Source organism: Microbulbifer mixtoriginis (SeqCode) (genome assembly GCF_052466715.1).
Window position 1 is genome coordinate 3,669,326 of record NZ_CP174288.1, and the last position, 23,152, is coordinate 3,692,477.

Genomic DNA, 23,152 nt, shown 5'->3' on the forward strand with positions numbered 1-23,152 from the left:
ATCCACAATCACCGGGCCAATCAGACACCCGGGATATCTCCCCACAGCAATTTGTGCAGCTGCATCTGCATGCGCACCGGCAACCCATCGGCCAGCACCCACTCCGCCAGCTGCCGCGCCGGCAACTGCTCATAGCTGGGCGAGAAAAGTACCTCCCCTACACGCTCTGGCAAGTTGTACTGATCCAGGGTGAACCTGGCCCACTCGTAATCGCCCCGGTCACAGATCACAAATTTGATCTGATCATCGCGGGTGAGCACCTGCATATTTTCCATGCGGTTGCGGTGCTGCTCTCCGGAAGCTGGGGTTTTCAGATCCACAACCCGGGATACCCGCGGGTCCACCTGATCCACCGGCATGGCGCCACTGGTCTCCAATGATACCGAGTAGCCGGCGTCGCAAAGGGCTTCAAGCAAGGGCAGGCAATTGGGCTGGGCCAGGGGCTCGCCCCCAGTTACACAAACATGGCGTGCGGGGTGGCTTTGCACCTGCTGCAATATTTGCTCCAGGGTCATGCGCTCGCCGCCATAAAAAGCGTATTCCGAGTCACAATAGGTACAGCGCAGCGGACAACCGGTCAGTCGAACAAAAACCGTAGGCAGGCCACTTTCCCGCGCTTCCCCCTGAAGGGAGTAGAAAATCTCACTAATTCTGAGTGATTCTTTAGACAGATTGGTCATACACACCCGACACAAAAACGCCCGAATGGCACATGCCATCCGGGCGCGGGATCATAGGCTTTTTCTGCTCAAAAAACCAGCGATGCGAATTAGGCAACAACAGCAGTTATTACTGCCGCACCGGGCTAGAAGTTCTCCTGCAGATATTTCTTAGCCAGATTTGATGCACGGGCATCACTCGCCGCCACCTGCTCCAGCAGGTTGCGCGCTTTCTGCTGATCTCCCAGCTGGTGGTAAACCGTTCCCAGCTTGTAACGACCGTCCCAGACTTTATTAGAGTTCGGGTAGCCGTCCAGCAGGGCCACAAACCATCCGCGGGCCTCTTCCAAATTTCCCTGTACCAGCGCTATCTCACCCAGCCAATAATTGGCATTGGGGGCATACTGACCGTTGGGAAAGTCTTGTAGCAGACTCTTGAATTCAGCGCTGGCGCCACCGTAGTCACCATTGCGAGCCAGACCAAAGCTGGCCTGATAGCGGTCGCGTTCACTCTTGCCGTCTTTCGGCCCCTGGGGCTTAGGCGGCATTGAGGAACCCCCTCCAACAGAGGCGCCACCACTGCCTTTAGTATCCACCGGCGGCTGAGCTGAGGGCTCTGTACCACTCAAGCGCGCTATACGCCGGTCCAGATCCATATAGTCCTCGGTGCGCTGTTGTTTGAGACGCTTAATCTCGTGGCGCAGCTCCTCAACCGTACCGCGCAATTCGCGCACTTCCTGCTGCAATACCTGCATCTGGTAGTAGGCTTCAGCCTGGGGGTTGGTCTTAGCTTTGGGACTGGGGGTTGTGGCGCGGGCGAGGTAGATGTCCTCGTTAGTAGCGTCACTTGAGACGGGCGACGGCTCCTGGCTGCTGGCAGTCAGGTCGACAATCGGGGCTTGGGAGAATACGGGCGATGCCGCAGCCATTATGGCAGCGGCGATCGCCAGTTTTCTAATCGTAAAAGCCATTGGCATCCATTTTGACGATTAGTTAATAACAACGCGACGGTTCATCGCACGGGCAGCTTCGTTAGAGCCCATTTGAGCCGGGCGCTCTTCACCGTAGCTGATTACTTCCAGGTTAGCTGCGTCTACGCCCTGCAGTACCAAAAAGTCGCGTACAGCATTGGCGCGGCGCTCACCCAGAGCCAGGTTGTACTCGCGGGTGCCCAGTTCGTCAGCGTGGCCTTCGAGGCGAACAGCAGTAGCATTACTGCGCATGCGGTCGGCGTGACGGATCAGCAGTTCACGGGTTTCCGGCTTCAGCAGGGACTGGTCGAAGTCAAAGTAAACCACATTTTCCAACGGAGCCATGGTTTCAGCTTCATCTACAACGTTAGTTTCAACTTGAGTATCAACCTCAGGCTGAGTGTACTCTTCACCGCTGGTGTTGTCGCTGCTGGTATTGCTACAACCGGCCATTACTGCCAGAACACAGGCCAACCCCAGGCCCGTTTTTACTGATTTCAACATAAGCTACTCCGCTTTTAGTGTTATCGAAAATCCTGAAAGATTTTTAAAATTGGTCTTATAAATACCCTACGCTTCAGAGCGCTGGGCCCCCGCCTCAATCAAAGTATGGCGACCATGCCGGTTCACGGACATCGCCTCTCTGTGAGGGTAAGTTGTACTTCACCCCGGCATCCAGCGATACCGCAGCCAGAATGCCCTTGTCTCCGCGCTTGGTTGCGTACATCAGCATGGCCCCATTGGGTGCAATGCTGGGGGACTCATCCAGGGTGGTCTCCGTGAGGACACGCATCCTGCCCGAGTTAATATCCATCGTGGCGATGGTAAAGGTTCCCCGGTTGCGATGTACCATGACCAACGTTTTCCCATCAGGAGAAACACGCGGCCGCGCATTGTAGTCGCCATCGAAGGTTAAGCGGTCGACTTGACCAGTGGCAAGAGTCAATTGGTAAATTTGTGGCTTCCCTCCCCTATCTGAGGTGAAAACCAGCGATTTACCATCCGGCATCCAGTTCGGCTCGGTATCGATGGAGAAGTGTCTGGTCATGCGAGTGAACTTACCACTCGCCAAATCCAGTACATAGATCTCCGGGTTGCCGTCCTTGGAGAGCACCATAGCCAACTTGGTTCCATCAGGAGACCAGGTTGGCGAGCTATTGATGCCCTTGAAGTTGGTTAGTTGTTTGCGTTCGCCTGTGCGCAAGTTTTCGCGGAAAATCGCCGGGCGGCCGGTCTCGAAAGAAACATAGGCCAGCTCCTGGCCGTTGGGCGACCACATGGGCGACATCACTGGCGCACTAAAGCGGCGAACCTGCTTGGCACGGGCACCGTCGATATCCGAGCGCATCAGCACATAGCTGGGCTTGCCGCCGCGCTTCTCTTCCTGCACATACACCATCTCTGTGGAGAAGGCGCCGCGAATACCAGTGATGGCCTCAAAGATTTCATCGGCGGCGCGGTGGGCAATATCGCGCAACTGGGTTTGGCCGCCGCGTACCTGTTTGGTGAACATCTTGTGCTGGCCGAAAACATTAACCAGGTCAAAAGTCAGCAGGTAGCCCGAGGCCTGGGGCTCGATACGGCCGGTAACAATGTACTCGGTGCCGAGGATACGCCAATCGCGGAACACCACATCTTCCGGAGTTTTAGGGAAGGACAGCATGTCCTCCTTGGGTACCGGAGAAAAAAGGCCGCTGCGGCGCAGGTCGGCGGAAATAATTCCAGAGACATCCTCTTTGAGGACACCACCGCCTGACCAGCTGAATGGGGATACCGCGATCGGGGTGGGGTCATCGATACCACTGGTGATATCCACCACCAGCTGGGCGCGAGCCCCCAGGCTCACCGAGGCGATTGCAATAATGACGACTGTCTTCAGTAAACTCTTGATCATTGGCGCAGATCTTCGACTTTAAAGTTCAAAATTGTGGTGCGGACTTCCCGCTCAAATATCACCGGCTCCTCCTGGGCCAACTTGGCCACTTCAGGAAAGACTTCCACCCGGCGGATGGCGGTGAGTACCGATCGATCCAGGGCCGCATTACCACTGCCCTCGACGATATTAGTTGCCACCACCCGGCCGGTGGGGACAAAATTTATTTTTACCTTGGTCAACATGCCGTTACGGGCACTCGGTGGGCGACTCCACACGGCTTCAATTTGCTGCTGAATCGCTTGGGCTACAGACATCACCGCCTGCTGCCCATCATTGGCATCAAGCAGCTCCTGCTCATCTTCCAGCGCTTCATTGAAAGAGCTCTCTCGCTCTTTGGCCAGCTGCTCCTTGAGTTCTTTTTCCTTACGCTCTTTTTCTTTGCGCTCTTTCTCGCGCTGGGCCTTCTCCTGCTTAGCCTTGCGATCGGCTTCGACTTTGGCCTTGCGCTTTTTCTCCGCTTCCTGCTTTTTCTTTTGCTCTAGGGCCGCGCGGCGCTTGCGCTCCACTTCGGCCTTGCGTTTTTGCTCAGCCTCGCGCTGGGCGCGCTGCTGAATTTTGTCTACTTTTTTGGGCAGTTTCTTCTTTGGCGTCGCCGCCTCAATGGTTACCAGCTTGGCCTGCACAAACTTCGGCATCGGTTTGCGCTCGGGCATACTGCTGGCTTCCCAACCATAGGTAATGGCAGTGATTAGCGCCCCGTGTAACAGGAGGCTAATTATTATCGCCAATACATAAAAGCCTTTATTCACCGGCACCCTACCCCTGCGGTGGCTCTGTCACCAAGCCGACACTGGGTGCACCCGCCTGCTGCAGCTCGGTCATGGCATTGACGATTAAACCGTAGCGGGCCTCGCTATCGCCCCATACCAGCACCGGAGTTTTCGGCTTTTGCCGCAACACCTTGGCCACCGTCTCCTTGATCTCAGGGAGAGACTTGGCCTCCTGCTCATCGGTACCCAGATTTAGGTAATAGGTGCCATCGGCACGCACCGAAATAATCAAAGGCTCCTCATCGGTGTCCTCCATCGGCGCCGAGGGCGCATTTGGCAGGTCCACTTTGACCCCTTGCATCAACAATGGTGCCGTGACCATAAAGACAATCAACAGCACCAGCATCACATCGATGTAGGGCACCACATTGATCTCGGAGACCAGCTTTTTCTTGGTTCCCTTGCGAAACACACTCATAGGGTTCGCCTACTCACTACTCAGCCGGAGTGCACTTTGCGGTGCAGGATAGAGGAAAACTCCTCGGCGAAAGTTTCGTAGCTGGACAACAGCCACTCCGCCTTGGCCGAGTAACGGTTGTAGGCCATTACCGCGGGAATCGCCGCAAACAAACCCATGGCCGTTGCCACCAATGCCTCACTGATACCCGGGGCTACAGTGGCAATGGTGGCTTGGTGCATAGTGGCGAGACCGCGGAAGGAGTTCATAATCCCCCAAACGGTGCCGAACAGGCCGATATAGGGGCTAACGGAGCCTACAGTCGCCAGAAACGGCAGGTTCATCTCTACCTTTTCCTGTTCCCGGGACATGGCCACGCGCATGGCGCGCTCGGTACCTTCCATAACCGCTTCCGGGCCACTACTGCCCTGCTGGCGCAGGCGGGTAAACTCGGTAAAGCCAGCGCGAAACAGGGATTCGACCCCATCGGTCTTTCCTTTTTCGGCGCGCTCGTTGCCCTCGCGAAAAAGTTTGTTCAGATCTGCGCCGGACCAGAAACGACGTTCAAAATTATTGAGCGCGCGTTTGGCCTGGGATAAGTAGAGCCCGCGCTGGATAATCATGACCCAGGACACCACAGAAGCCAGTAACAGCAGCAACATGACGAGCTGTACCAACAGGCTGGCGTTCTGAATTAGCCCCCAAAGAGAAAGTTGTTCACCGGCGTTCATCTTCTTTAATAACTGCCTTTAATGCTGAATAAATAGGTTCCGGCAGGGCACAGGGCCTGCGGCTGTCGTCAGCGACACAGGCCACTTTGACCACGCCTTCGCAAATTAGCTCATCGCCGCGCCAAATTTTTTGCTCAAAAGTCACTGCGGCACGCCCCAGTTTGCCAATCGCCGCCGTGGCGCGCAACGCATCATCGAGCCTGGCGGAACGACGGTACTGGACCTCGGCGGAATGTACCACCAACAGTACACCTTCCTGCGGCATCGCCGGCTTATCATACCCGAGGGAGCGCAACAGTTCTGTGCGCGCGCGCTCCATATACTTCAAATAATTCACGTAATACACGATGCCGGCCGCATCGGTATCTTCGATATAAACCCTTACAGGAATACCGAACTCTTCCTTCATTGAATATCCCTCACTTCCACAGCCACCCAACCCAAAAGTACCAGGTGCTGAATCATCAACTGACCTTATCCGGCTTAGGCAGGCCAAAATGTTCATAGGCGAGCCCGGTAACTACTCGCCCACGGGGTGTCCGGGCAATATAGCCCTGCTGGATCAGGTAGGGCTCCAATACATCTTCCAGAGTATCCCGCTCTTCGCTCACAGCAGCGGCGAGACTATCCACCCCCACTGGACCACCATCAAATTTCTCGATCATCGCCAACAGCATACGTCGATCCAGAGAGTCAAAGCCTTTTGCATCCACATTGAGCATATTCAAAGCGGCATCGGCGATATCAGCATCCACCGCACCATCGCCCTTAACATCTGCGTAATCGCGCACACGGCGCAGCAGGCGATTGGCAATCCTCGGGGTACCGCGGGCGCGACGCGCCACTTGTAAGGCTCCGCCTTCATCCATCTCAACCCCCATCAACCTAGCGGAGCGACGCACGATACTGGTGAGGTCTTGCACGTTGTAGAATTCCAGCCGCTGCACTATGCCGAATCGATCGCGCAGGGGCGAGGTGAGCAGGCCCGCTCTGGTAGTGGCCCCCACCAGGGTAAAGGGTGGCAGATCCAACTTGATTGAACGCGCCGCCGGCCCCTCGCCGATCATAATATCCAGCTGGTAATCCTCCATGGCCGGATACAAAACCTCTTCTACATGGGGGCTGAGCCTGTGAATCTCGTCGATAAACAGTACGTCCCCAGGTTCCAAATTCGTCATCAGCGCGGCCAGATCACCGGCCTTCTCCAGCACTGGCCCCGAGGTAGTCTTGATCGCCACCCCCATTTCTGCGGCAATAATATTGGCCAGAGTGGTTTTACCCAGACCTGGAGGACCGAATACCAGGGTGTGATCCAGGGCCTCTTTGCGCAATTTGGCCGCCTGAATAAAGATCTCCATCTGCTCGCGCACCACTGGCTGACCCACATAGTCGGCCAGCGCTTTGGGGCGCACAGCGCGGTCGTACTGCTCTTCCTGCCCAGAGGGCCCCGCAGGTTCTGGGGCCACTAAACGATCGGCTTCAATCATCGCAACAACTCCAAGCCACTCGGTTTAGGCGGGTGCCATGCCCTTTAGGGCCAGGCGGATAAGGGTGGCACTGTCGGCTTCCGGCTGCTCCTTGCTCGCGCGGGCCACCATTTTGCTGGCCTCAGTGGGCTTGTAACCCAGGGCCACCAGGGCGCTCTCCGCCTCGCCGGTATGATCTACCTTGGGTGCTGTGGCTGCCGCCATCAATGGAATATCGTTGGAATCACCGAAATCCGAGGTCAACTTATCGCGCAGCTCTACAATCAGACGCTCGGCCGTCTTCTTGCCAACGCCTGGTACCTTTACCAGTGCCGCAACATTATCCTCAGCCACACAGCGTGCCAAAGCCGCACCATCGAGACCGGATAAAATCGCCAGGGCCATCTTGGGGCCCACACCACTGACCTTGATCAGGGTCCTGAACAGTTTGCGATCGGCGTCGCGGATAAAGCCGTAGAGTTGCTGGGCCGTTTCGGAAACCGCCAAGTGCGTGTGTACTTGAACTGGCTGTCCCAGGGCGGGCAATTCAAAAATTGTGGTCATAGGCGCGAGTACTTCGTAGCCCACCCCTTGCACATCAATCAGTAACAAAGGGGGCTGTACCGCGGCCAGAGTGCCACTCAGTCTTCCAATCATGTGTTGTTCCAGGTTTATCTATCGCTGCCCACAATGAGGGCTAAGTTCTGCAGAGTTTTCTAAACGCTGAGGCGACCGCGGCGAAAGCGGCTGCGCGCTCCGCCGGCGGTAAATAGCAGGGTCTGCTCCGTGTGCATATGGCAGAGAGCCACGGCGAGTGCATCGGCGGCGTCCTCCTGGGGAGTCCCCGGTAGTGACAGCAAGGTTTTGACCATGTGCTGCACCTGCAGCTTATCGGCTGCACCACTGCCCACCACCGCCTGTTTGACCTTGCGCGCCTCATACTCAGCCACGGCGAGACCACTATTGGCCCCGGCCACTATGGCTGCACCGCGCGCCTGGCCCAGTTTCAGGGCTGAGCCCGCACTCTTAGACATAAATACATTTTCAATTGCCATCTGCGCCGGTTGGTATTGCTGGGCAATCTGAGAAACCGCATCGAAAATCAGCTTTAGGCGCTCAGATAGGGGGCCTTCGGGAATACGAATTACCCCACTGGCCACATAGCGGGCCTTACCCCGTTCTACATCGATAATTCCATAGCCGGTTTTACGCGAGCCGGGGTCAATACCCAGGATTCGGGTCAAGAGGTGTTCCCCAAATATCTGTATGTTTATATAGTGGCGGGAGTGTCCCAAGGTGGGAGCGAGGCGTCAAGGGAGATCGCAGACAGCATAGAAAAAGTGGCTATCTGCTGAAGCGATATGAGGGTAAACCGGAGCAAACACCGTCCGCCCCGGCCTGAACTGAGACTCAGCCCAGCTCTTCCATCACCTCTGCGGGAATATCCGCGTTGGTGTAAACACTTTGCACATCGTCGAGATCTTCCAGCATCTCGATCAGGGCCAACACCTTCTCTGCCCCCTCTTTATCCAATGGGATAGTGGTGGACGGAATCATGGCGATTTCGGCGCTGTCCGGCGTGAAGCCTGCGGCTACCAGCGCATCTTTCACCGTGAGATAATCCTGGAATTCGGTGGTCACCTCAACGCTGCCATCATCGTTGGTTTCGATATCCTCAGCACCCGCTTCCAGGGCCGCTTCCATCAGCGCGTCTTCATCCACGCCAATATCGTAAAACATCTGGCCTTTGCGGGTGAACAGGTAGCTTACGGAGCCATCGGTACCCAGGTTGCCGCCGCGCTTGGAGAAAGCGTGGCGAACCTCGGCCACTGTACGGTTGCGGTTGTCGGTCAAACACTCCACCAGTACTGCAACACCGCCGACACCGTAACCTTCATAAACTACAGCTTCATAGTTATCACCTTCCGCATTGCCGGCGCCGCGGGCAATAGCTTTATCGATGGTGTCGCGCTTCATATTCGCGCCCAGAGCCTTGTCGATAGTCGCCCGCAATGTCGGGTTATCGTCGGGGTTGGGGCCCGCCTTGGCCGCTACGGTCAGCTCACGAATGATCTTGGTAAAGATCTTGCCGCGCTTGGCATCCTGAGCCGCTTTACGGTGCTTGATATTGGCCCATTTACTATGTCCGGCCATGTTCCGTCTCTCTTCAATCTGTGCGAGGGATGGGCCAATAAGCGAAGCGAAATGCCCATCACCACGATTTGACAGGCCCGCTTCGCCCGGCCCGTCGGGGGAAAATCAGCTGATTTTTTCTTCTTTCTGGCGCAGGCGAATATTCAGCTCGCGCAACTGCTTGGCATCCACCGTGCCCGGAGCATCCGTCATGACACAGGCGGCACTCTGGGTTTTGGGGAAGGCAATCACATCGCGAATAGAGTCGCTGCCTGTCATCAACATTACCAAGCGGTCCAAACCAAAGGCCAGGCCTCCATGGGGCGGCGCACCATACTTGAGAGCATCCAGCAGGAAGCCAAATTTCTCGCGCTGCTCTTCCGCATCGATACCGAGAATACGGAACACCGCCTGCTGCATGGCCTGGTCGTGGATACGCACAGAACCGCCACCCAGCTCGGTACCATTCAGCACCATATCGTAGGCGCGCGACAATGCGCCCAGCGGGTTCTGCTCCAGCTCTTCAGGGCTACAGGAAGGCGCGGTGAATGGGTGGTGCAGTGCGGTAAGGCTGCCGTCGTCGTTTTCCTCGAACATCGGGAAGGCCACTACCCACAGGGGCGCCCACTCACTGGTGTACAGATTGAGGTCTTCACCCAACTTGCAGCGCAGCGCACCCAGCGCTTCGGAGACCACTTTGGCGGTATCCGCGCCGAAGAAAATAATATCGCCGCTCTCAGCCTCAAGCCGATCCAGAATGGCAGCACGAGTCTCAATGGGCAGGAATTTCACGATCGGCGACTGCAGGCCATTCTCCAGGTCGGAGCGGTCGTTCACCTTCACATAGGCCAGACCCTTGGCACCGTAGATGCCCACAAACTTGCCGTAGTCATCGATCTGCTTGCGGGTCAGCTTGTCGCAGCCACCACTCACCTTGATAGCCGCTACGCGACCTTTGGGATCATTGGCCGGTCCAGAGAACACCTTGAAGTCCACTTCGGTCATCAGGTCTTTGATCTCTACCATTTCCAGCGGAATGCGCAGATCCGGCTTGTCAGAGCCGTAGCGCAACATCGCCTGGTAATGGGACATACGTGGGAATTCACCCAACTCAATGCCTTTCAATTCCTTGAACAGCTTGCGCACCATGCCCTCAGTGATCGACATAATCTCTTCCTCGTCGAGGAAAGAAGTCTCGATATCGATCTGAGTGAATTCCGGCTGGCGATCGGCGCGCAGGTCTTCATCACGGAAACACTTGGCAATCTGGTAGTAACGATCGAAGCCGGACACCATCAACAACTGTTTAAACAGCTGCGGAGACTGCGGCAGGGCAAAGAATTTGCCATCGTGGGTGCGGCTCGGCACCAGGTAATCGCGCGCGCCTTCGGGGGTGGCGCGGGTCAGGATCGGGGTTTCGATATCGAGGAAACCGTGCTCATCCAGATAATTGCGAATGGCCGTGGTGAGCTTGGAGCGGAAATACAGATTGTTCTGCATCTCGTTGCGACGCAGGTCCAGGTAGCGGTACTTGAGGCGCACGTCCTCACCCACAGCGGTGTGCTCATCCAGCTGGAAAGGCACTGTCTCTGCCGTGTTGAGAATTTCCAGCTCAGTGCCGTAAACCTCAACTTCACCGGTCACCATATTCGGATTAAGGGCTTCGGGCGCGCGGGCGCGCACACGGCCGGTGACCTTGAGAACATATTCGCTGCGCACGCGATCGGCCATTTCGAAATGCTCGGCCGCATCCGGGTCGAATACCACCTGAACAATTCCCTCGCGGTCGCGCAGGTCGATAAAGATTACACCGCCGTGATCGCGGCGGCGGTCGACCCAGCCACAGAGGGTTACTACACGGTCTATGTCCGCGGAACGAAGGACGCCACAGTAGTCGCTGCGCATGGATGAAAATTCCCGTTATCGATAGGTAAAAAGGTTAAATAGAGAGTACACCGCACAAGCGGCTCCGCACAGCGGGTTTAAGCCGTCTTCGCCGTTTTTGCCGGCTGGCCACTTTTAGCTTTACTGCCATTGGCAGCATCACCGGCCAAATTTTTCTTACTGCCGGTCTTAAAATCTGTCTCGTACCAGCCGCCGCCCTTGAGGCGAAATCCCGCTGCTGAAATCTTCTTGTGCAACTCGGCCTTGTCACAGGCTGGACAGTCTTTGAGGGGGTTGTCGCTCATGCGCTGCAAGGCCTCCATCTCGTGGCCGCAGGCATTGCACTGGTATTCATAGATCGGCATTACTCGGTACCCGATGCTGGAAAAAGGGGGACAGAGTATACATGAGCCCCCCAGAGGGAAGAAGCAGGCACCCCCTTTTGGCCTTTGTAGAAGGGGTTTGGGATCTCAAAATAGGTACAAAATAAGGAAAAAGCACTATTTTTCTAGTATTTTCCCGTGCGGCCAAACAAAAACTATATATACTTCCCACCATCACCCGCTGAGACGCCGTTTTGTGGATGCAGCGCAGCGGGAGACCGAACACACTTTTACCGGATATACACCGAACAACAAAGAAGGAAGTAAGCTATGGCAATCGCCAAGAAAGCTGCCAGCAAAACCACTGCTGCCAAAAAGGCTCCAGCCAAGAAAGCCGCTGCCGCTCCAGTTAAGAAAGTAAAAGCGATCAAAGAGAAGTTCACCAAAACCCAGGTGCTGAACCAGATCGCAGAAAATACTGAACTGTCCCGCAAGCAGGTACAGTCTGTTCTGGACGAGCTGAGCGATATTATTGAAGGCCACATCAAGAAGCGCGCTGTTGGCGAATTCTCCCTGCCGGGCCTAATGAAAATCACCACTGTGAAGAAGCCAGCCAAAAAAGCCCGTAAAGGTATCAACCCCTTCACTGGTGAAGAGACTGTCTTCAAGGCCAAGCCTGCAAGCATCCAGGTAAAAGTTCGCCCCCTGAAGAAGCTGAAGGAAATGGCTGAGTCCTAAGACTCCCAGCCTCAGGCACTAAACCCCGCAACTGCGGGGTTTTTTTATGCCCCTATATATCATCTAAAGATTGGCCATAGCCCCATTCTTAGCTACACCAATTTCCCCTTTAACCACGCCCTTATCAATTTCAGCAGGGTGTAGCTTCCACAAAAAATAACCGATCCCATACGGGAGTCTATCCGGCAATATTTATTAGCTGATGAATAGCGTAAAATAACCAGCTTACCGATAATTGAACCCAGTTTATTCCTATGCGCGCATCCCGTTACCTTATCGCCACCCAGAAAGAAACGCCCAACGACGCGGTAGTAATCAGCCATCAGCTGATGCTGCGCGCCGGTATGATCCGCCGTCTCTCCTCCGGCCTCTACACCTGGCTGCCCACCGGCCTGCGCGTACTGCGCAAAGTAGAGCGTATTGTGCGTGAAGAGATGAATAGTGCCGGTTCCCTGGAAGTATTGATGCCGGTAGTGCAGCCGGCGGAGCTGTGGGAGGAGTCCGGCCGCTGGCAGCAGTACGGCCCGGAATTACTGCGCATCCAGGATCGCCACTCCAATGACTTCTGCCTGGGCCCAACCCACGAAGAAGTCATTACCGACCTGATCCACAATGAGATCAAAAGCTACAAGCAGCTGCCGGCCAATTTCTACCAGGTACAGACAAAATTCCGCGATGAAATTCGCCCGCGTTTTGGTGTGATGCGCGCGCGTGAATTCACCATGAAGGATGCCTACTCCTTCCACATCGATGCGGATTCCCTGCAGGAGACTTACGACATTATGCACGGCGCCTACTGCCGCATTTTTGATCGTATCGGCCTGGACTACCGCCCGGTGCTGGCGGATACCGGCTCTATCGGCGGCTCCAGCTCCCATGAGTTCCACGTTCTGGCACAAAGCGGTGAAGACGATATCGCTTTCTCCACCGAATCCCGCTACGCCGCCAATGTTGAGCTGGCCGAAGCCTTGGCCCCTGCAGGCGAGCGCGCCGCACCGAGCCAGGAAATGCAGGAAGTACACACGCCAGGGCAAAAAACCATCGCCGATGTCAGCGAATTCCTGAACAGCGACCCCACCCATTCGGTAAAAACCCTGATCGTGCTGGGTGAATGCGAAGAGGGTGAAACCGCGCCCCTGGTTGCGCTGGTGCTGCGCGGCGACCATGAACTGAACGAACTGAAAGCAGAAAAATTGGCCGGCATTGCCAGCCCATTGCAGTTCGCCCCGGAGCAACGTATTGCCGATGAACTGGGCTGCAATATCGGCTCTTTAGGGCCCGTCGGCATGAAGCTCGAAACCATTGTGGACCGAGCTGCGGCACACCTGGCGGACTTTATCTGTGGCGCCAACCGCGACGATTACCACTTCACCGGCGTGAACTGGGGCCGCGACGTGGAACTCGGCCGCATTGAAGACCTGCGCAATGTCGTTGCCGGTGACGCCAGCCCCGACGGCCAGGGCACCCTGGAAATCAAACGCGGAATCGAAGTCGGCCATATATTCCAGCTGGGTGACAAATACAGCCGCGCCATGAACGCCACCGTACTCGATGAGAACGGCAAGGAGCAGGTCATGTCCATGGGCTGTTACGGCATTGGAGTATCCCGGATTGTCGCCGCCGCTATTGAGCAAAACCACGACGACTCCGGCATTATCTGGCCAGACGCCATAGCGCCGTTCCAGTTGGCAATTGTGCCCATCAATATGCACAAGAGCGATGTGGTACGGGAAAAGTGTGAGCACCTGTATGAATCCCTGCGCAGCAAAGGCGTCGATGTACTGCTAATGGATGAGCCCAAGGCTCGCTTGGGTGGCATGCTCGCAGATGTCGAATTGATTGGTATCCCCCACCGCATCGTTATCGGCGACCGCGGCCTGGAGAAAGGCATTGTGGAATACAAGGGCCGCGCCGATGCTGAAAGCCAGGAGTTTGCGGTATCCCAGCTGGAGGAAGTACTGCTGGAGAAATTCGGCCTGCGCTAATCTGATGATGAGATAGATATTCCTTATCTATCTCAAAATACCTCCGTGAAATGCCAACGCAGCACTTTATGTCCGTTGGTATTTCACAGCCCCATTCAATTCAAATGCCTCTCCCTGTCCAGATTTGCGTAAAAGGTCCATAAAAGGCGCTACCCAATCTCCCTGGATCTCGTAAAATTCCCAACATGATAAGAAAAGCTATTACCGCGATGGGGTTCTGCCTTATCTGCTGCAGTGCCATATCCCAGACTAACACCAAGCAAGTGGACCCCGAGTTGCGGCTCGCCCTGCGCGAGGCCATTACTCAGGCAGACAGCTTTGTCGATCGCTTCGATGCGGAGGTGTGGCTGATGTCAAAATCCCAGCCCTTAGCACGCTACATCAAAGCCCCTAAAAGGCGCATACACGTTCTTAAGGCTGTGCATCGCGAGGCAACCCGAGCGGGTTTACGCCCGGAAATTGTTCTGGCGGTAATCCAGATCGAGAGTGCCTTTAACCCCTACGCAGTATCCCGGGTAGGCGCGCAAGGCATGATGCAGGTAATGCCATTTTGGAAAAAAGAGATTGGCCGTCCCGGTGACAACCTGATTGATATGGATACCAACCTGCGTTACGGCTGCACCATCCTCAAGCACTACATCAAAAAAGCGAAGGGCAATCTGGCCAACGCCCTCGCCTACTACAACGGCAGCTATGGCCGCCACACCTATAGCAGTAAGGTGCTGGATGCCTGGGCCAACCGCTGGAGATAAGTCGTGACCTCAGGCTATTTATTTTTTTCCGGCGGGGCCTGCGCCTTACTCTTACTGGCCGCAACCAAGGTTTCCGTCAATCACCGACGTCTCGCGGCGGGCCGCTGGCTGATTTTGGTTTTGATCGGTGTTATCTGTTATTTACTGTTACCGACACTCCCTCCCCTTGTCGGGCTCATGGGGCTGCTGATTCACCTGCCGGTGATTCTGGTGCCCGCCGCCTTCTGGCTGTTTACCCACTTGCTCTGTCGCGAGGAAGAACCCTTTCCCCGCTGGGGCTGGATGCCTATCGGCCTCTCCATTGCCTTTAGTATCGCTGCTAGTCACTCGCCAATCCCTTTAGGCAATAGCGCCGAAGAGGTTTTTTTTAATCTGTCCCAATTTACCCGCTTAGGTCTGATTGGCCTGGGCATGCTCACTCTACTCGGGCAGTTTCACTCGGATTTGGTCGAGGAGCGCCGTCGCTTGCGCGCCATACTGTTGATTGCGGTAGGCACTTATATGCTGATCGTTATCAGTGCTGAATCATTGTTTGCCTACCGCCCCGTCCCCAATGGTGTGCCAACTCTTCACGCCCTACTCGCCAGCCTGCTGTCCCTGGCAGCCTGTTTATGGCTGCTTGCGCTCTCACCCAGCGCCCTGGGCGACTCTCTACCACAACCAGCAACAGATATCCCTGAAGAGGAAGCCCCACCTCCAGCACCTGTACCAACCTTGGATGAGCAGCAGCAGATGCAATTGGCTAAATTGCAAAAGCATATGGAAGGTGGAGGCTATCGACACACCGGGTTGACCATTCGCGAACTGGCGGAGCAACTGGATACCCGCGAGCACCTGCTGCGTACACTGATAAACCGCCACTTGGGCTATCGAAACTTCAACGAATATCTCAATCAATTTCGCATTGATGAGGCCAGCGCTCGTCTGGCCGATCCGGAACAGGCGCATCTACCAGTGCTGACCATCGCCCTGGATATCGGCTACCGATCTCTCAGCCCGTTTAATGCCGCTTTTAAGCGTCGTCACAACCAGACCCCAACCGAGTACCGTCGCGACAAGCTGCCCGCCTAAGAGGGCAGCAATTCGGAATTCGTCAGCATTTTTTCATTTTCCGTAAGCCTCAGTCAGCAAAGCCCCCCAGACTGCAAGCACTGATGCAAAAGCTCCCCATGTGAGTAGCACCTAGAATCCCAATAGATCCTCAATATCCAACGCTGCCCCTTTAGCAACGCCGATGAAAAAGGATGGTGAAAAAGATGGATTTCTTCGCAGATGTGGCTGATTACGGAACCACCCACTTTAAACTGACCCTATTTCGCTATGTGTTGGCGGCTTCTGTGATGAGCATCTGCGCGAGCTGGCTGTTTCGCGCCTGGATGAACCGGCGCCGCATCCAAAAACGGCGTGCTAGCTGGGGGGATATTCGCCGGGAAGTCAGCTACTCCATGCTGACCGTTTGTATTTTCACCCTCTTTGGCATCAGCATAAATTTGCTACAGGATATGGGGATCGCCAAGCTGTATTGGAACTGGAGTGACTACCCGCTCTGGTGGAGCATCTTGAGCCTGCCTGTGGTAATTCTCCTGCATGACGCCTATTTCTACTGGACCCATCGGGCAATGCACCACCCAAAGCTGTTTAAGCACTTCCACAAGCTACACCATATGTCGCGAACCCCAACTCCCTGGACTGCCTACAGCTTCTCTATCGGTGAAATATTTATCAACGGACTTTTCTCTCCACTGATCGCCCTAACGATACCGTTGCACCCAAGTATCTGGCTTAGCTTCCTTTTCATAATGATTTTCCGCAACGCCATGCTGCATACAGGCCGCGAATTCCACCCACGCAGCTGGGTCGATGGCGTGCTCGATAATATGACCACCACAACTCATCACGACCTGCATCACCAGCGTTTTCAGGGCAATTACGGTTTTTACTTCACTTGGTGGGACCGCCTAATGGGCACGGAATTTAAGGACTACAAAGAAGTTTTCCGCCAGGCTGTAGACGGTAAACTACACGGCGGACAGCAGGTGGAAACTACCACGCTGGAACAGCACTCCAGCGATGACAACTCTGGGAAAATAACCGCCTGATCAATGGCTGCAGTGCAATCACTGGCTTTCAAAGTAAAGTGTCAACGGTAGTGTTATCAAACTGATAAAAGAGGTGGCAACCACCATTGCGGATGCAACGCCGCCATCGCATCCATAGCGTTTCGCCAGTACGGCGGCGATCGCCCCAGAGGGCATTGCCGCCTGTAAAACCAATAGCTCCCGCTCGATATGCGGTAACTCAATTGGCATTGCCAGAGCCCATGCCACCATAGGCTCTGCCACCAGCTTTAACAGGACGACCACCAGGATCAGGCCCGCCAGTTGGCGCACAGCGATGGGGCGCAGGGCCAGACCGATACTAAATGCCACGAGCACTATCAAGGATTGTCCGGAAATCCGTAATATATCCTCCAGCAGCTGCACAGTAACATTCCCCTGGGGCAGGCCAAATAGGGAAATAATTGTGCCTAAAACCATCGTGATAAAAATTGGTGATACAAAGAAAGGCTTACAGGCCTGCCAAACATTGACCTGCTCTCCCTCATCCCGGCCGAAATAAATGGCCACAGCAACACCGACAGTGAATACAGATAAAAGTGCGCCATATTCACCAATGAGAACACTGTCTCTCATAACCAGAGGGTTATCGTGAAAAATCCGACGAATCAGCGATAACCCTAAAGTCGAAGAGCCGCCAAAACCCGCAACCAACACGATCGAGCCGAGGGTCTTACGCCCCAGCCCCATCAATTTACCCACTGCCCACGCAGGCACCATGATTGCAATACTCACAGCAAATAAGGCCAGTGCGGGAAGAAGAGCCTGGGAAGAAAAAGGGACTTTAATCAAGCTATGTAAAATTACTGCGGGCAGCGCAAAGTCTGTTGCCAGGCGCCCAAATACTCCTTGTTCTTCTCTAAGAATCACCCTGCGACTGCGTAGCCAAATCGCGCAGGCACAGAGCGCAACCAGGATAACCAGAGCTTCCACCAAACTTTGGAATTGAGACATTACTCATATCCATCAGTGACAGGATGCAGCAAACACCAGGCCAAAGCCTTTGAATACAGGCCAGACATCCCTCAGTATTAACGCGAAAAGTAAGAACTGCCCACAGGCCAAAGTCACCGATGAACAGAGCTAAGGGCGATCCCAGTATTTAGCTGTTTTGGATTAATGCCCGTGTTGCAGGGGAAGCCAACGAGATTCCCGATAACAGTAGAGTCCCCAAATTACCATGATCACTTCCAGGGCGAAGAACAATAAATTGCGTTCATCGAAGCTACCGCTGGAAAACATGCCAAAGAGACGGCCAGCCGCGAATCCAATGTAAGAGATTGAGAGTGAAGCATAGGCGGCACGGCGGTGAGGGCGCATGGCCAACGCAATCAGTAAGAGAACGGCGATTGCCAACATAAAGCCGGCGTAAGTTGCAAGAAACTCGGGCACAGCGGTAGGTGAGGTAAATGAAAACCCGATTGCCGCAGCAAACGACTCCGGATTAAACAGGGCCCCAAGACCGATAGACGCAAAAGCCAATAAATTGAGAGTCAGGTAGACTCGCCCTAAATATTTCAACTGCCACTCCCCTGCACCAGCGGTGATTACCAGCCTCTGGATAGCAGCTTTCCAACCACTTTCGCTGCACAGAAGCCTGTCTAAAGTATATATGAGGTTACAGCCGCCACTCTTTCAATTGGATCACCAACCTCACAAAATGGACATAAAAGGGAGGTAAGTTCTTTAAATTCCGCACAGGATCAAGCCAGACCACCCGCCTGACAGCTAATTCAACCGATTAGAATCCCCGAAGAAAACGGCTCAAAACAGCATGGGTACCCGCCACCTAGGCCAGCCCGAAATTAATCTGGCCGACTAGAGACGCCACATTTAACACGCTTGTACAAGAAGGCAGGGCTTACCGCAACAAAATTGTCATACGCATGGCGCAGACTGAGCAGCTCTCCGCAATCTCTAGGCAGGATAACTATTAATAATGCTCAACTCTTTGAGCTGGGGCGCTTCAAGCTATTGAACAAACAGCAAGGAAAGCAAGAGAAAGGATTCTTGACCAGCTGGCAACAGTCTCTATTCGCTGTAGGTATCGTCGAAGAATAAGGATCACTTTTTGACCAGCATGTCAGAAAGTGCAAACGAAAGCCGCTCCACAAATAAGGAGCAGGCAGTGGCATTAAACCTGCCCACTGCCTGGCCTGTTCCTAATCCTGGAAGAGAAGCTCCAGTGGATAACCGGTAAAAGGCTTGGTTTTCTCGATCACCAAATGCGAAGTCATACGCGAGATAGCGGCCTCCTCATTGGCCAGTAACTGCTCGGAAACCCGGTTGAAGTCTGCCGCATCAGGGCAAATAAAGCGCAGCATATAATCGAATTCACCAGACATCTTCACGCAGGAAACGATCTGTGGGATATCACTGATAATTCGCCGGAAGTTTTCACTGGTGCGCGCATCCTGGCGCTTCAGGGCCACATTCACATAAAACTCAGCGTGGCGCACCTTGTCCAGATTGATCTCGGCAAGGAACTCACGGATATAACGCTCACTGGTAAGGCGCTTCACCCTGGCCAGGCAAGCGCTCTCCGACAAGCCAATTTGTTCACTCAAATTCAGGTTGCTAATACGGGCGTTAGTTTGCAGAGCCTGCAAAATACGCAAATTATGCCGGTCAATTTTCACGGAACTGATTTCTTTTGAATCTGAAAGGGGGCAAGGATAGCGGTAATCGCCGGAGGCTGAAACTCTATAACCTCCAGAGATGAAAAAGCCAGCCCCCGGCAAGAGAGGCTGAGAGCTGGCTACCGCCACTTGGGTTAACTAGCCTGGCGATTAGCGCAGGTGACAAAACGCTCGATTCGGTCCAGAGCGCGTGACAACTCACTGTCATCGGCCGCTAGCGTCAAACGCACATGATTCACCGCACTTTCACCAAAAGGTGTACCCGGCAATACTGATACCCGCTCGGCTTCCAGCAGGGCCTCGGCGAATACCTGACCAGAGCTGGCCAACTCGGAAACATTGACCATCACAAACATACCCGCATCCGGGCTGTAACAGCTAAGCCCCGGAATTTTGCCGATTCTCTCAACGATCAAATTGCGGCGACGCTCATAGGCGTCACGCATCTGTTTCACGAAATAGGTATCGAACTCCAGGGCAAAAGCCGCAGCTTCCTGGATAAACTGTGGGCAGCCGAAGATAGTGGCTCCGGCGAATGCCGCAAGGCGCTCCACCAGGGGGCCACGCGCTACCGCCCAGCCCAGACGCCAACCACTCATGGCATGAGACTTAGACAGACCATCAATCACCACAATATTGTCCAGAGACTCTGCTGCTGTGCGCAATGAGGTATGGCGGCGGGCAAAAGTGATCATGGAGTACATTTCATCGGACACCAGCCAGATGTTGCGCTCACGGCAAAAGGCAGCCAGTTCACGCAACTGTTCGGGAGTTGCCATAGCACCGGTGGGGTTGACTGGGGTATTGATCATGACCACTCGGGTCTCTTCGGTGACTGCCGCTTTGATCGAGTCCACATCGAAAGCAAAATTCTGTTCCGCCGGGCAGGCTACGCGCTTTACAGACAGCCTGAGACTGTCACAAATGGGTACATAACCGATATACATCGGTTCTGGGATAACAATCTCCTCACCAGGGTTCAACAGGCAGGAAAGTACCGCGTAGATAGCATTGGTACCGCCGGGAAACACCACAACATCATCGGGATTGCAGGGGTGGGGTGATACCTTACTCTCGATATCCGCGATAGCTCGGCGCAACACCGGCTCACCGGCGGCAGGCGAGTAATGAGTCCGCCCGACACCCAGGCGAGCGCGGGCAAAATCCAGAATTGGCTCGGGGGTATCGAAGTTGGGGTCCCCCACACAGAGGAAAATGACATCCTCCCCCTTATCGGCAAGATCATGGGCCCGGTCACTGACCGCCCAGACATTGGAATCCTCACAGTTCAGAGCCTCGCTTTGAAGGCTGAATTGGGGGGTAAAATCTGTCACGTTTTTCACTATTTATCTGCCATTTATGCCTGCTAAGGTAGCAACCATCAAAGTAATCTATACCGCTATATAGCCGCATATTTCGCATTACTCAGGAGTTTCTATGGGTATTACCGCAGAAAATTCTGAAGGCATTGTCTATGCATAAAGGTGGGATAGACTATTTGACATCATCCGGTCATAAAATATCTATCGCAGGCGACCGAATAGCCTATTAGGCAGATGCCAGTACATCTACTCCCTCCGATCACACACAGAAACAGATTCTCCAAACTGGCTCTATAAACGAATCCAGACTCCAAAGATGGCGCTCAGTTTAAGGCACATTTCAACAGCAGAAGAAAAGATAAGAGTCATACATCCGTCACTTACAGCCAAGCCCCCAGTCAACCCCTCCCTACCGACTTAACTGAGGCAAATGTGCCAGAAATTATCTTTGGCGGCCTCTTTTTTCTGCAATCCAGGCCCATATATTGATTTCGAAGGAATAACGAAAACAGAGGGTTACTGTAATGAAGAAATATCTAGCGGTTGTATTCTTGCTTATCTCATCGCACGGCTTCTCCGCCACCTTCTCAGCAGAGCAAAAAAAGTCTCTCATCGATGCCCTTGAGCTTGAGATTTCCAACCGTTATATACTTCAGGATAATATCCCCTCAATTCGTGAAAGCTTGCAAAAAGTTGCACACTCCGAGGCCCTAAAAAAAATTAAAACTCCAAAACAAACAGCCGATCTACTTACTAAGGCACTGGAAAAACACGATAAGCATTTTGGTGTGCGTTGGTACGATCCAAACATCCCAAATAAACAACCGAAGCGAGAAGATTGGTTCAGTAAACTGGCCAGGAAAAATTCTGGTTTCACGCGCGTTGAAGTACTCGAAGGTAACATTGGCTATATCGATTTCTGGGGCTTTGATCATGTCAACGAAGTCTCAAAGAAACGCCTAGAAGCCGTAATGACCTTGATTGAAGATACCGATGCCATCATCTTCGATCTTAGAAATAATGGCGGTGGTGATGGCAATATGGGCCGCCTAATTAGCAGTTATCTTTTTGAGACGCCCACCCACCTGAACAGTATTTACTGGAGAGCAACAGATAGCACCACCGAATTCTGGACTCTCGAAACCCTCAATGGCAAAAGAAAAGCCAAAGTGCCAGTCTTCGTCTTAACCAGTAAAGATACCTTTTCGGCCGCGGAAGCATTTACTTATTATCTAAAACATCTTAAACGAGCCACAATTATTGGCGAAGTCACCAAAGGTGGAGCCCATCCCATACAATTTCTCAGCCTTGATAAGGAGTTCAAGGTATCAATTCCTATCGCAAGAGCTGTAAATCCAATTACCAAAAGCAACTGGGAAGCTACCGGCGTTTTACCAGATATTATCGCTTCAAAAGAGGAGGCTTTTGATATTGCTTACCAAAAGTCACTACATATCATTCAAAACACAACAAACAATCCACAACAACTCAAGGAAGTTAGTGAACAATTAGAAGTATTGACTAACAAAGAAAGACGCAACTAGATCAACTTCAGCCTGAATGATTTCCTCGAATGAAGAACTTAAAGAAGAATTTAAATCAAACAAAACACATCGGTCTTGTTGGTTGCTCCTCTGAGGGCGCAGCCCTATGCTATAAGACAATTTGCACAGAAAGTGGCAAATATCTTGGTGAACATGCTCATCCCGAGATATCCATCCACACTCATTCTCTGGCTCGTTATGTAGAATATTTGGATTCCAATGATCTTCAAAGTGTTGGCGATCTAATGCTCTCTTCCGCTGACAAGCTCGAATCCCAGGGGGCCGACTTTCTGATCTGCCCCGACAATACTATTCACCAAGCCTTTAACTATGTAACAGAGAGATCCCCCCTACCCTGGCTACATATTGCCGACAGTATTATTGCTGAAGCCACTATCAAGGGCTACAGAAAGCTGGGGCTACTCGGTACCCAATGGTTAGTTGAGAGCGATGTTTATCCGTCGAAACTAGAGGCGGCAAACATAGGTTGGTTACGGCCGCCTAAGAAGGCTGTTGAAAGGATCGGGCAGCTGATTATGGGAGAGTTAGTCACTGGGGTATTTCGACAGGAAACAGTGCAATACTTCCAAGACACTATTAACAACCTTAAACAGGATGGATGTGATGCAGTTGTCCTGGGTTGCACCGAAATACCATTGATTATCGATGATAGTAATTCTGTGTTACCAACGCTAAACTCTAACCGCCTTTTAGCTGAGGCCGCGATAAAAGAGGCGATAGTAGCCTCTTGAATCAGGTGTCAGTCAAAGAATCATAGTACCAAT

General features: G+C 53.6%; 25 protein-coding genes. 7 read left to right on the forward strand and 18 right to left on the reverse strand.

The genetic code is table 11. The annotated features are described in order from the left end of the window. Positions 1 to 20: 20 nt before the first annotated feature. The 14 genes from queE to ACJJH9_RS16310 all read right to left on the reverse strand — a co-directional run bounded on the left by queE (position 21) and on the right by ACJJH9_RS16310 (position 11,312). Positions 21 to 680, reverse strand: a complete 660-nt coding sequence (queE, locus tag ACJJH9_RS16245; RefSeq protein WP_252084629.1) for a 7-carboxy-7-deazaguanine synthase QueE — start codon at positions 678 to 680, stop codon at positions 21 to 23. A gap of 125 nt (positions 681 to 805) precedes the next feature. Beyond that, a complete protein-coding gene (locus ACJJH9_RS16250; protein WP_444891296.1) occupies positions 806 to 1,630 on the reverse strand; it encodes a YbgF trimerization domain-containing protein in 825 nt (274 codons plus the stop codon). A gap of 18 nt (positions 1,631 to 1,648) precedes the next feature. Beyond that, entirely contained in the window at positions 1,649 to 2,134 is a 486-nt protein-coding gene (gene pal, locus ACJJH9_RS16255) for a peptidoglycan-associated lipoprotein Pal (protein ID WP_252084627.1), read from the reverse strand. A 94-nt stretch (positions 2,135 to 2,228) separates the two neighbouring features. Next, positions 2,229 to 3,524: a Tol-Pal system beta propeller repeat protein TolB gene (gene tolB, locus ACJJH9_RS16260; RefSeq protein ID WP_252084626.1), complete on the reverse strand. Its 1,296-nt coding sequence runs from the start codon at positions 3,522 to 3,524 to the stop codon at positions 2,229 to 2,231. Further along, the gene (gene tolA / locus ACJJH9_RS16265; RefSeq protein ID WP_252084625.1) at positions 3,521 to 4,315 is read right to left on the reverse strand and encodes a cell envelope integrity protein TolA; all 795 of its coding nucleotides are present in this window, start codon (positions 4,313 to 4,315) and stop codon (positions 3,521 to 3,523) included. The genes tolB and tolA overlap by 4 nt, the downstream gene beginning before the upstream one ends. Positions 4,316 to 4,322: 7 nt before the next feature. After that, positions 4,323 to 4,754 carry a protein TolR gene (tolR, locus tag ACJJH9_RS16270; RefSeq protein ID WP_252084624.1) on the reverse strand — a complete coding sequence of 144 codons (432 nt, stop codon included), beginning with the start codon at positions 4,752 to 4,754 and terminating at the stop codon, positions 4,323 to 4,325. Between the two features lie 20 nt (positions 4,755 to 4,774). Next, positions 4,775 to 5,464 carry a protein TolQ gene (tolQ, locus tag ACJJH9_RS16275; RefSeq protein WP_152451559.1) on the reverse strand — a complete coding sequence of 230 codons (690 nt, stop codon included), beginning with the start codon at positions 5,462 to 5,464 and terminating at the stop codon, positions 4,775 to 4,777. After that, on the reverse strand, positions 5,451 to 5,873 hold the full coding sequence (gene ybgC, locus ACJJH9_RS16280) for a tol-pal system-associated acyl-CoA thioesterase (protein ID WP_444923386.1): 423 nt from the start codon (positions 5,871 to 5,873) through the stop codon (positions 5,451 to 5,453). Before ybgC ends, tolQ begins: the two co-directional genes overlap by 14 nt. Before the next feature lie 55 nt (positions 5,874 to 5,928). Then, positions 5,929 to 6,951, reverse strand: a complete 1,023-nt coding sequence (ruvB, locus tag ACJJH9_RS16285; protein WP_252084622.1) for a Holliday junction branch migration DNA helicase RuvB — start codon at positions 6,949 to 6,951, stop codon at positions 5,929 to 5,931. Between the two features lie 24 nt (positions 6,952 to 6,975). Continuing rightward, entirely contained in the window at positions 6,976 to 7,587 is a 612-nt protein-coding gene (ruvA, locus tag ACJJH9_RS16290) for a Holliday junction branch migration protein RuvA (protein WP_444923387.1), read from the reverse strand. Between the two features lie 59 nt (positions 7,588 to 7,646). Further along, positions 7,647 to 8,174: a crossover junction endodeoxyribonuclease RuvC gene (ruvC, locus tag ACJJH9_RS16295; protein WP_444923388.1), complete on the reverse strand. Its 528-nt coding sequence runs from the start codon at positions 8,172 to 8,174 to the stop codon at positions 7,647 to 7,649. A 166-nt stretch (positions 8,175 to 8,340) separates the two neighbouring features. Further along, complete coding sequence (locus tag ACJJH9_RS16300) at positions 8,341 to 9,084, reverse strand: YebC/PmpR family DNA-binding transcriptional regulator (protein ID WP_444923389.1); 744 nt, start codon at positions 9,082 to 9,084, stop codon at positions 8,341 to 8,343. A 105-nt stretch (positions 9,085 to 9,189) separates the two neighbouring features. Further along, positions 9,190 to 10,968 carry an aspartate--tRNA ligase gene (gene aspS, locus ACJJH9_RS16305; RefSeq protein ID WP_444923390.1) on the reverse strand — a complete coding sequence of 593 codons (1,779 nt, stop codon included), beginning with the start codon at positions 10,966 to 10,968 and terminating at the stop codon, positions 9,190 to 9,192. Positions 10,969 to 11,045: 77 nt separating this feature from the next. Further along, the gene (locus tag ACJJH9_RS16310) at positions 11,046 to 11,312 is read right to left on the reverse strand and encodes an FmdB family zinc ribbon protein (protein ID WP_252084617.1); all 267 of its coding nucleotides are present in this window, start codon (positions 11,310 to 11,312) and stop codon (positions 11,046 to 11,048) included. Between the two features lie 288 nt (positions 11,313 to 11,600). Between ACJJH9_RS16310 and ACJJH9_RS16315 the strand changes: the two genes are divergently transcribed. From ACJJH9_RS16315 to ACJJH9_RS16335, 5 genes are all read left to right on the forward strand, one after another. After that, positions 11,601 to 12,008, forward strand: a complete 408-nt coding sequence (locus ACJJH9_RS16315; protein WP_252084616.1) for an HU family DNA-binding protein — start codon at positions 11,601 to 11,603, stop codon at positions 12,006 to 12,008. A 254-nt stretch (positions 12,009 to 12,262) separates the two neighbouring features. Continuing rightward, positions 12,263 to 13,993, forward strand: coding sequence for a proline--tRNA ligase (locus tag ACJJH9_RS16320; RefSeq protein WP_444923391.1), 1,731 nt, complete (start codon positions 12,263 to 12,265; stop codon positions 13,991 to 13,993). A 209-nt stretch (positions 13,994 to 14,202) separates the two neighbouring features. Further along, on the forward strand, positions 14,203 to 14,745 hold the full coding sequence (locus ACJJH9_RS16325; RefSeq protein WP_444925230.1) for a lytic transglycosylase domain-containing protein: 543 nt from the start codon (positions 14,203 to 14,205) through the stop codon (positions 14,743 to 14,745). 3 nt (positions 14,746 to 14,748) lie between these two features. Continuing rightward, a complete protein-coding gene (locus ACJJH9_RS16330; protein ID WP_444923392.1) occupies positions 14,749 to 15,816 on the forward strand; it encodes a helix-turn-helix transcriptional regulator in 1,068 nt (355 codons plus the stop codon). A gap of 185 nt (positions 15,817 to 16,001) precedes the next feature. After that, positions 16,002 to 16,844 (forward strand): sterol desaturase family protein, encoded by an 843-nt coding sequence (locus ACJJH9_RS16335; protein WP_444923393.1) that lies wholly within the window; start codon positions 16,002 to 16,004, stop codon positions 16,842 to 16,844. Positions 16,845 to 16,862: 18 nt separating this feature from the next. Here the strand turns inward: ACJJH9_RS16335 and ACJJH9_RS16340 are convergent, their stop codons facing one another. The 4 genes from ACJJH9_RS16340 to ACJJH9_RS16355 form a co-directional block, all read right to left on the reverse strand. Next, on the reverse strand, positions 16,863 to 17,816 hold the full coding sequence (locus ACJJH9_RS16340; protein ID WP_444923394.1) for an AEC family transporter: 954 nt from the start codon (positions 17,814 to 17,816) through the stop codon (positions 16,863 to 16,865). 162 nt (positions 17,817 to 17,978) lie between these two features. Next, positions 17,979 to 18,383, reverse strand: a complete 405-nt coding sequence (locus ACJJH9_RS16345; RefSeq protein ID WP_444888048.1) for a DUF4345 family protein — start codon at positions 18,381 to 18,383, stop codon at positions 17,979 to 17,981. A 641-nt stretch (positions 18,384 to 19,024) separates the two neighbouring features. Then, positions 19,025 to 19,501, reverse strand: a complete 477-nt coding sequence (locus ACJJH9_RS16350; protein WP_226644702.1) for an Lrp/AsnC family transcriptional regulator — start codon at positions 19,499 to 19,501, stop codon at positions 19,025 to 19,027. A 134-nt stretch (positions 19,502 to 19,635) separates the two neighbouring features. Further along, a complete protein-coding gene (locus tag ACJJH9_RS16355; protein WP_444899052.1) occupies positions 19,636 to 20,844 on the reverse strand; it encodes a pyridoxal phosphate-dependent aminotransferase in 1,209 nt (402 codons plus the stop codon). Between the two features lie 503 nt (positions 20,845 to 21,347). Here ACJJH9_RS16355 and ACJJH9_RS16360 point away from each other — a divergent pair. Continuing rightward, positions 21,348 to 22,367, forward strand: a complete 1,020-nt coding sequence (locus tag ACJJH9_RS16360) for a S41 family peptidase (RefSeq protein ID WP_444923395.1) — start codon at positions 21,348 to 21,350, stop codon at positions 22,365 to 22,367. A gap of 29 nt (positions 22,368 to 22,396) precedes the next feature. Continuing rightward, on the forward strand, positions 22,397 to 23,119 hold the full coding sequence (locus tag ACJJH9_RS16365) for an aspartate/glutamate racemase family protein (protein WP_444923396.1): 723 nt from the start codon (positions 22,397 to 22,399) through the stop codon (positions 23,117 to 23,119). Positions 23,120 to 23,152: the final 33 nt, after the last annotated feature.